Source organism: Aurantimonas sp. C2-5-R2, assembly GCF_036549495.1.
GTDB classification, from domain to species: domain Bacteria; phylum Pseudomonadota; class Alphaproteobacteria; order Rhizobiales; family Rhizobiaceae; genus Aurantimonas; species Aurantimonas coralicida_A.
The window spans coordinates 43,858-51,333 of record NZ_JAZHLJ010000025.1 but is presented as its reverse complement, the minus strand read 5'-3'; the positions used below and the strand labels follow the sequence as shown (position 1 = coordinate 51,333).

At 62.7% G+C, this 7,476-nt stretch carries 5 protein-coding genes; all 5 read right to left on the bottom strand.

Features of this window, described 5'->3' with window-relative positions:
* Window positions 1-247: 247 nt before the first annotated feature.
* A complete protein-coding gene (locus tag VQ044_RS12810) occupies window positions 248-1,045 on the bottom strand; it encodes a sensor domain-containing diguanylate cyclase (protein ID WP_327647610.1) in 798 nt (265 codons plus the stop codon).
* Between the two features lie 968 nt (window positions 1,046-2,013).
* Entirely contained in the window at window positions 2,014-3,357 is a 1,344-nt protein-coding gene (preA, locus tag VQ044_RS12805; protein ID WP_327647605.1) for an NAD-dependent dihydropyrimidine dehydrogenase subunit PreA, read from the bottom strand.
* Between the two features lie 11 nt (window positions 3,358-3,368).
* Window positions 3,369-4,205, bottom strand: coding sequence for a class I SAM-dependent methyltransferase (locus tag VQ044_RS12800; protein WP_327647604.1), 837 nt, complete (start codon window positions 4,203-4,205; stop codon window positions 3,369-3,371).
* Between the two features lie 9 nt (window positions 4,206-4,214).
* Window positions 4,215-5,579: an NAD(P)-dependent oxidoreductase gene (locus VQ044_RS12795; RefSeq protein ID WP_327647603.1), complete on the bottom strand. Its 1,365-nt coding sequence runs from the start codon at window positions 5,577-5,579 to the stop codon at window positions 4,215-4,217.
* A gap of 178 nt (window positions 5,580-5,757) precedes the next feature.
* On the bottom strand, window positions 5,758-7,395 hold the full coding sequence (locus VQ044_RS12790; protein WP_327647601.1) for a CHASE domain-containing protein: 1,638 nt from the start codon (window positions 7,393-7,395) through the stop codon (window positions 5,758-5,760).
* Window positions 7,396-7,476: the final 81 nt, after the last annotated feature.

Genomic DNA, 7,476 nt, shown 5'->3' with positions numbered 1-7,476 from the left:
GACAAGGCTCTCGACTATATCGCCGCCGAGCCGGATTTCTGGATCCACGCTTGAGCGAAAACCCGCTCAAAATGGCCAAAGTCGAGCTGAGGGCGCTTGCGAAATATGCCCAGAGAACCGGCAACAACAACATTCCCTAGGGCGGAACCAAGGACCAAGACTGGCGGCGAAGCGGCAATCGGGTAACATTCCGGTTCTCATCGTCGGAATACCGCCAAGGGTTTCAATCCGAGCTTGACCGACTGCTTTAGCCCGGTCCTTGGTCGATCGTCTCGACCAGCGACAACGACCCCGCTACCCCCAGAGGTAGTAGTGGGTTTGTCAAAGACAATATCGCCTTTAAAATCGCATCGCCAACCGGATGGCCGTGGGTATCGTTGATCGACTTGAAGCCTCGGATGTCCACCACGGCGACCAAGAGCCCGTCTCGGCCTTTGGCCAACCGCTGGTCGAGCACCTCGGCGAAGTTCTTGCGATTGGGCAGGTCGGTCAACCCGTCGTGCCCGGCGACATGTTCCAGGCGCCGGGAGATTCGCTGTTTCTCGGTGATATCCTCAAAGGTGATCAAAAGCCCTTTGGCAAGCATGCCGCGGCGCTTCACCTCCATGACGGCTCCGCCAACCTCGAGAAGGTCCGTTGCCATCTCGTTTTCGCGCAACGGCAGTGTCAAACTCGGATCGGTGAGAAAGGCCCGAGCCGGCGTTCCCGGTGCCACCTCGCCAAAATAGCGAGAGAACACCTCGTTGGAGAGGACCAACCGCTTTTGCCCATCGAGCATGCAAAGTGCCTGAGTCATATTGTTCAACGCCGCGCCCAACTGGCTTTCCTGCCGATTGAGACGCACGGCCATCATGTCGGCCTCGCTCAGCATCGTGGCCTCGATCTTGCGACAGCGCGCACCCATCTCCTCGAGCGCGAAGAGCACGTCGCGCACCTCCCGGGGACCTTTCGGAACACCAGGCTTGGCCGACGCACCGCTCGCGAGTTCCCGGGCGCGCAGCGCCATCTCGCGCAAGGTCCTCCCGATGGAGCGGGAGAGGAACATCGCAAAGCCGAACAAGGCGCCGAAAACCGCAACCAGAGCGACGCCGTTGCGCATTCTAGCGCTTTCGATTGCGTCGGAGGTCTGCCCTCGCAATTCCGCCAAGTCGGCTCGCGCGACCGTCACAGCGCCCTCCAATCCCAGCCACAAGGCAGCGAATTCCCGCCGCACGGCGCCGCGCGCGAGGTTTCCTTCGGAGGCCTCGATCCGGCTGAGCGGATAACGCAAGGCGCCTACGGCCCTGCGCAAATCCGGGGACACGTCGGCGGATAGAACCTGGCGAATCTCCGACATGATCGATGAAGCGGCAAGCATGATTTCGCCAGCGCTTTTGCCCTGAAGTCTGGCCTCGTCATTTTCGCTACTGTCGTCGGCCGCAGGCGAAAACCGCAATTGGATCACCGCGGTTTTTTCCTTGGCAATCTCCAGCCGACTCAGCGGGGCAGAGCCCCCGTCATAAAGTTTGCGGGCAAGCTCCAGCGAAACCAATTGCGAATCGTAGGAAAAAGCCGCGAACACAAGAGTCAGGGATGCGAAGATAAAGCTGCCGACTAGGAGTCGTAGATTGATCGACATCACCGCGATAATTCCGCCCGCTCCAACAAACCCGAACGGTCTTCCGAGAGGAAGCTTCCGAACAGCGGCGACTATGGAGCGCTCAAGTTACCGGGGGGTTACGCCACAGTCGGCGTAGTCAGCATATCCCGCTGTTTTTTCATTATCTTCACCTGCGGGTAGCGCTGGCGCCAGCATTTGCCGCGACATATTGCAATTTTCGAATTTTTTTGGGCGACTTGGATCACGATGAAAGCCGATCGATGCTATCCGATGTCATGAACCCATCGATTCCCGTCAGTTAGCGCACAATGCAGGTGGAAGACCGGTTTCACTTTCCTCATTTCGCGCGAGCGAGCGGCGGTCGATCCTGCGGCCTGATGCCGCAAGTCTGGTCGCACTCGGGGGAGCTCGGTCTACTCCGCGGCGTCGGGAAGATTGACCGGTTTCGGTGCGAACTGCATCGTTTCTTTCGCCATCGGATTGTTCGGGTGGTTCGTCCAGTTGCCGTATTCGTCCGGGATCGGCTTCTTCGTGCGCGGGTCGGTACCGGCGATCTGCTCCATGGTGATGCAGTTCTCGACCGGGCAGACATTGACGCACAGATTGCAGCCGACGCATTCGGCGTCGATCACCTCGAAATGCCGCTTGCCGTCCACCATCGCCGTGATCGCCTGATGCGACGTATCCTCGCAGGCGATGTGGCAGCGACCGCACTGGATGCACAAATCCTGGTCGATCCGCGCTTTGGTGACGTAGTTGAGATTGAGATATTGCCAGTCGGTGACGTTGGGAACGGCCCGGCCACGGAAATCCTCGATCGTGGCGTAACCGTTCTGATCCATCCAGTCGGACAGGCCCGACGCCATTTCCTTGACCACCTTGAAACCATAGGTCATCGCCGCCGTGCAGACTTGCACCGTGCCGCAACCGAGCGCGATGAACTCGGCCGCGTCGCGCCAGTTGGTGATGCCGCCGATGCCGGAAATCGGCAGGCCGCGCGTCTCGGCGTCGCGGGCGATTTCGGCCACCATGTTGAGCGCGATCGGCTTGACCGCCGGGCCGCAATAGCCGCCATGCGAGCCCTTGCCGTCGATTGTCGGCGTCGGAGCAAAATTATCCAGGTCGATCGAGGTGATCGAGGAGATCGTGTTGATCAACGAAACCGCGTCGGCGCCACCCTTCTTCGCGGCCCTGGCCGGAAAGCGGACGTCGGTGATGTTCGGCGTCAGCTTGACGATGACCGGCAGCTTCGAGTGCTGTTTGCACCAGCGCGCCACCATCTCGATATATTCGGGCACCTGACCGACGGCCGCGCCCATGCCGCGCTCGCTCATCCCGTGCGGACAGCCGAAATTCAGCTCCACGCCGTCGGCGCCGGTCTCCTCGACCAGTTTCAGGATCTTCCGCCACGGCGCCTCTTCGCAGGGCACCATTAGCGAGACGATCATCGCCCGGTCCGGCCAATTGCGTTTGACCCGGGCAATCTCCTCCAGATTGATGTCGAGCGCCCGATCGGTGATCAGCTCGATATTATTGAGGCCGAGCAGCCGACGGTCCGGCCCCCAGATAGCGCCATAGCGCGGACCGTTGACATTGACGATCGGCGGATCCTCGCCGAGCGTCTTCCACACAACGCCGCCCCAGCCCTGCTCGAAGGCGCGCTGCACGTTGTATTCCTTGTCCGTCGGCGGCGCCGAGGCGAGCCAGAACGGATTGGGGGAAGAAATTCCCAGGAAATTCGTCGACAGGTCGGCCATGGCGTATATCCTCAGGATGCCGGCTTGCGGAAGATCATCTCAACCGGAGCGATGGTACCGTCGCGGATGGCGGCGATCATGTTCGTCATCTTCGCCGCGATCGTCGGCCCCATCAGCAGATGTAGTCCAAGCGGCGGCGGGGTGTCCGACTTCGCCTGGGCCTGGATGTGGGTGAAGAAGTCGAGCGCGATGGCTCTGCGATCGTCTTCGGCAATGGCGGTGAAACCTGCCGCTCTCGCCGCATCGCGATAAACCTCCCGCGTAGCCACGGCCGACAGCTCCGCGCTTTCGGCCCAAGGCACGGGAAAGGCCAGTTCGCCCTCACCGGTCTTCATGACGTCGTAGACGGCGAACACCCTGCCCGGTCGCAGGACCCGGTATGCCTCGCGAAACAGTCCCGCCTTGTCGGCTATGTTCATCCCGACGTGGAGCAGCGTCGCCGCGTCGAAACTTGCATCGGTCAGCGGCAGCGCCGTCGCGTTGCCGACCTCGAACCGCACGCTGCCATCCATCCCGCACATCTTCGTCAACGCCGTGGCGGCGGCGACGAAGTCCGGCGTCAGATCGATTCCCGTCACCTCGCAGTTGAATCGCTGCGCAATAGTTCGGGCCAGGCCCCCGATTCCGGAGCCGATGTCGAGGAGATGCATTCCCGGCTCAATGGCAAGACGGTCGAGCAGACGAGCCGTCGCGTCGGCACCGCCGATGTGGAACTCGTCGACCGGCTTGAGCTGATCGGGCGAGAGCTTCTTCAGATCGGCGCCCGAGCGTTCCAACCCCAAGAGGATGCGCTCCAGGACGCCATAAGAACCGTAATGCCTGGCAATTCGGGGTTCGAGATCGTTCATGACCTGCTCCTACGCCGTCAGCGCGCGGTGGATTGATTCCGCCGCCACCTTGCCATCCTCAACCGCAACCACGGTCAGGTCGTCGCCCCCCGAAATGCAGTCGCCGCCTGCCCAGACACCGGGGAGCGAAGTGCGCCGGACGTCATCGACCTCGATGCGTCCCCGATCGATCTGGATACCTTCGCCTTCGCCGTCGGTGCCGTCCGGCAGGAAGCTCTGACCGATCGCCTTGAATACCTGGTCGGCTTCGAGCGTCACCGTCTCCCCCGTCCCCACCAGCCGGCCGTCCTCGGCCCGGGTCCGCTCCAGCTCGATGCCGGTGACATGGCCGCCCTCAGCCAGAATCCGCTTCGGCTGCAAATTGCAGCGGATCGCAATGCCGCGGGTCTGCGCGATCTCCTGCTCGTAGCGGGAGGCGTTCATGGCTTCTTGGCTCCGACGATAGGCGATGGTCACCTCCTGCGCGCCGAGGCCCTTGGCTTGCACGGCCGCGTCGATCGCCGTCATGCCACCGCCGATGACGACGACGCGGCGCCCAACCGGCAGCGAGGCGAGATCGGTGGTCTGGCGGAGGTCGGCGATCCAGGCGACGGCGTCGGCCGAACCCGCTTGGCTCTCGCCCTCGGTGCCGAGCGCGTTGACGCCGGCAAGGCCGAGGCCGAGAAAGACCGCGTCGAAGTCCCGGCGCAGGTCAGCGAGATGGATGTCGCGGCCCAGCACCTTGCCGGTTTCCAGGGTGATGCCGCCGATATCGAGGACGAATTCCACCTCGCGCTGCGCAAAGCCCTGCGTCGTCTTGTAGGCGGCGATGCCGTATTCGTTGAGACCGCCGGGTTTTTCCCGAGCGTCGTAGAGCGTCACGTCATGGCCGTGCATGGCGAGGCGATGGGCGCAGGACAGGCCCGCCGGTCCCGCCCCGACGACGGCGATCCGCTTGCCCGTGGGCGCGGCACGGGTGAAGGGATGCTCACCCTTGTCCATCAGGATGTCGGTGGCGAAGCGCTGCAACAGTCCGATCTTGACCGGTTTGCCTTCGGCGATCTCGCGTACACAGACTTCCTCGCAAAGCGTCTCGGTGGGGCAAACGCGGGCGCACATGCCGCCGAGAATGTTCGACGACAGGATCGTCTTGGCCGCTCCGGTCGGATTGCCGGCCTGGATTTCGCGAATGAACAGCGGAATGTCGATCGAGGTCGGGCAGGCTATCGTGCACGGCGCGTCGTAGCAAAAGTAACAACGGTCGGCCTCGACCACCGCCTCGTGCCCCTCAAGCGGTGGGTGGAGGTCGGAAAAATTCGCTTTCAGCGTGTCGGCATCGAGGCGCTTCGCGCCGATATCGGGCCGGATCGGTCGGGCTTCGTTCATCGCGGACATTCCCTCCAGCCAGTCACCATCGGCGACCGCGCGAGAGGCGCCCTCCCCGGTCAGCCTGATCGAGAAAGAGAATGATCCGAGTTTTTCAGCAGGTCAAATTTTTTATCGTTTGGTCAAAAACATGAGCAAAACCTGCTGACTTTCCGAAAGTGGCCGGCACCCGCGCGCAAGGTCCGTCTCACGCGGTCGTTTCAGCCTTGCGCAATGCCTCGTCCGGCCACGGGAAAGCGATCCGGATGCCGAGCCGATTCACCCCCGGCCGCCGTGTGATCGTACCGCCGAGTTCGCCGGTGACGTTGATGTCGATGAGACGGGTCCCGAAGCCGCTTCGCGGCGCCAGTGACGGAGTTTCGGCGATGCCGAATTCGCACCAGTCAATCGTCACCTCGCCGCCCAAGAGCGCCCATCGAACCGAAAGGCTTCCGTGCAACGTAGCGAGGCCACCATATTTCAGCGCGTTGGTGGCCAGCTCATGGAAGGTCAGCCCCAACGCCTGGGCCTTCGTCTCGCTGACCTCGATGTCCGGTCCGCTGATATCGCAAGCTTCCAGCCGATCGCCGAACACCTGGCGCAGCTCTCCCGCCAAAAGATCGCCAATCTTGGCCCGCTTCCACTGCGAGCGGGTCAATATCTCCTGGGCCGACGCCATCGCGCCGAGCCGAGCCGCGTAGGACTCCAGAAAATCGTCCACCCCCTTGGCGCCGCGGGCGGTCTGGCGAGCAATCGCCAAGACCCGCGCGATCGAGTTCTTGATGCGATGGTTCATCTCCGACAGCATCAGATCCTTCTGGGCGAGATTGCGCTCGCTTTCGGCGTGCAGTGCCGCGACCGCTTCGGACCGTCGCGCCTGCGCCAAGGTCAGCAGCGCCAGAAGGACGGCGAGCAACAATCCCGCGAGCGCAAGGACAACCGCGGGAAGGACCGAGCCGATTCTCTGGAAATCAGCCGTGGGAGTCAGCCGGAAAATCCAGTCGCGACCCGCAACTTCGAGATTCCGCACCACCGCGAACTTCTCGTTGCGACTCGCGTCGGCATCGACGCGCGATGTGAATATCCGAGATCCTGGCGCCATCTCGCCGTCGAACGCCTCGACGAGCACCGGTAGGCGCGGGCTTTGCTGAAGCGCGGCGGAAAACAGATCGCCCAACCGGAAGGGCGCGTAGACGAAGCCTTGTGTCTCACCGACGGCGCCCGCCGCCTGCGCCGCTTCAGAGAAAAACGGCAGATAGATCAGAAAGCCGACCTGAGGGTTCTCGTCGATCTCCTGAACCAGGCTGACCGGAGCGGTAGCGCTCGCCTCGCCGGTGCTCGCCGCCCGCTGCATGGCTTCGCGGCGACTTGCGTCGGAAAACATATCATAGCCGAGCGCGGCGCGATTGCGTTCGTCCTGCGGCTCCAGCAGCACGATCGGAGTACGCTCGGTCTGGTCGGTCGCGGGCCAGATGTCGGCCACATCACCGTAATTCCTGCTCAGGGTTGCGCGGGCGGCCGCGTCGTCCTGCGTCGGGACGGTCAACGCGAAACCAACGCCCTGAATCCCGTCGAACCGTTCCGTCAGATCAACCTTGTCGAGGAATCGGGAGAATTTTTCCCGCCCGACCTGCTGACCCTCGACGACGAGAAAGGCGTGAGTGGCATGCAGCAGCGACAGATGCATCTGCAGACGGGCGGAGATCCGCGCCATGGCATCGTCCGCGACGCCCACAAAGCGCAGACGATCGGCGTCGCCACTCGCCTTCCAGACATGGCCAGCCAGCGCGAGACCCAAGGTCGTCACGATGGCAAACGCCAAAACCGAAAGGATACGTGTCCTCAAGCAGAGCCGCCGTTCGATCGTTTCATGCTCCCCCGCTCCGGGCCATAGCAGTGCGCCTGCCATTTGTCTCGCTCGCAGACG

Coding starts and splice junctions, on each gene's coding strand:
- VQ044_RS12810 (WP_327647610.1), bottom strand. CDS start 1,045: ATGTTCCTCTCCCGCTCCATCGGGAGGACCTTGCGCGAGATGGCGCTG.
- preA (WP_327647605.1), bottom strand. CDS start 3,357: ATGGCCGACCTGTCGACGAATTTCCTGGGAATTTCTTCCCCCAATCCG.
- VQ044_RS12800 (WP_327647604.1), bottom strand. CDS start 4,205: ATGAACGATCTCGAACCCCGAATTGCCAGGCATTACGGTTCTTATGGC.
- VQ044_RS12795 (WP_327647603.1), bottom strand. CDS start 5,579: ATGTCCGCGATGAACGAAGCCCGACCGATCCGGCCCGATATCGGCGCG.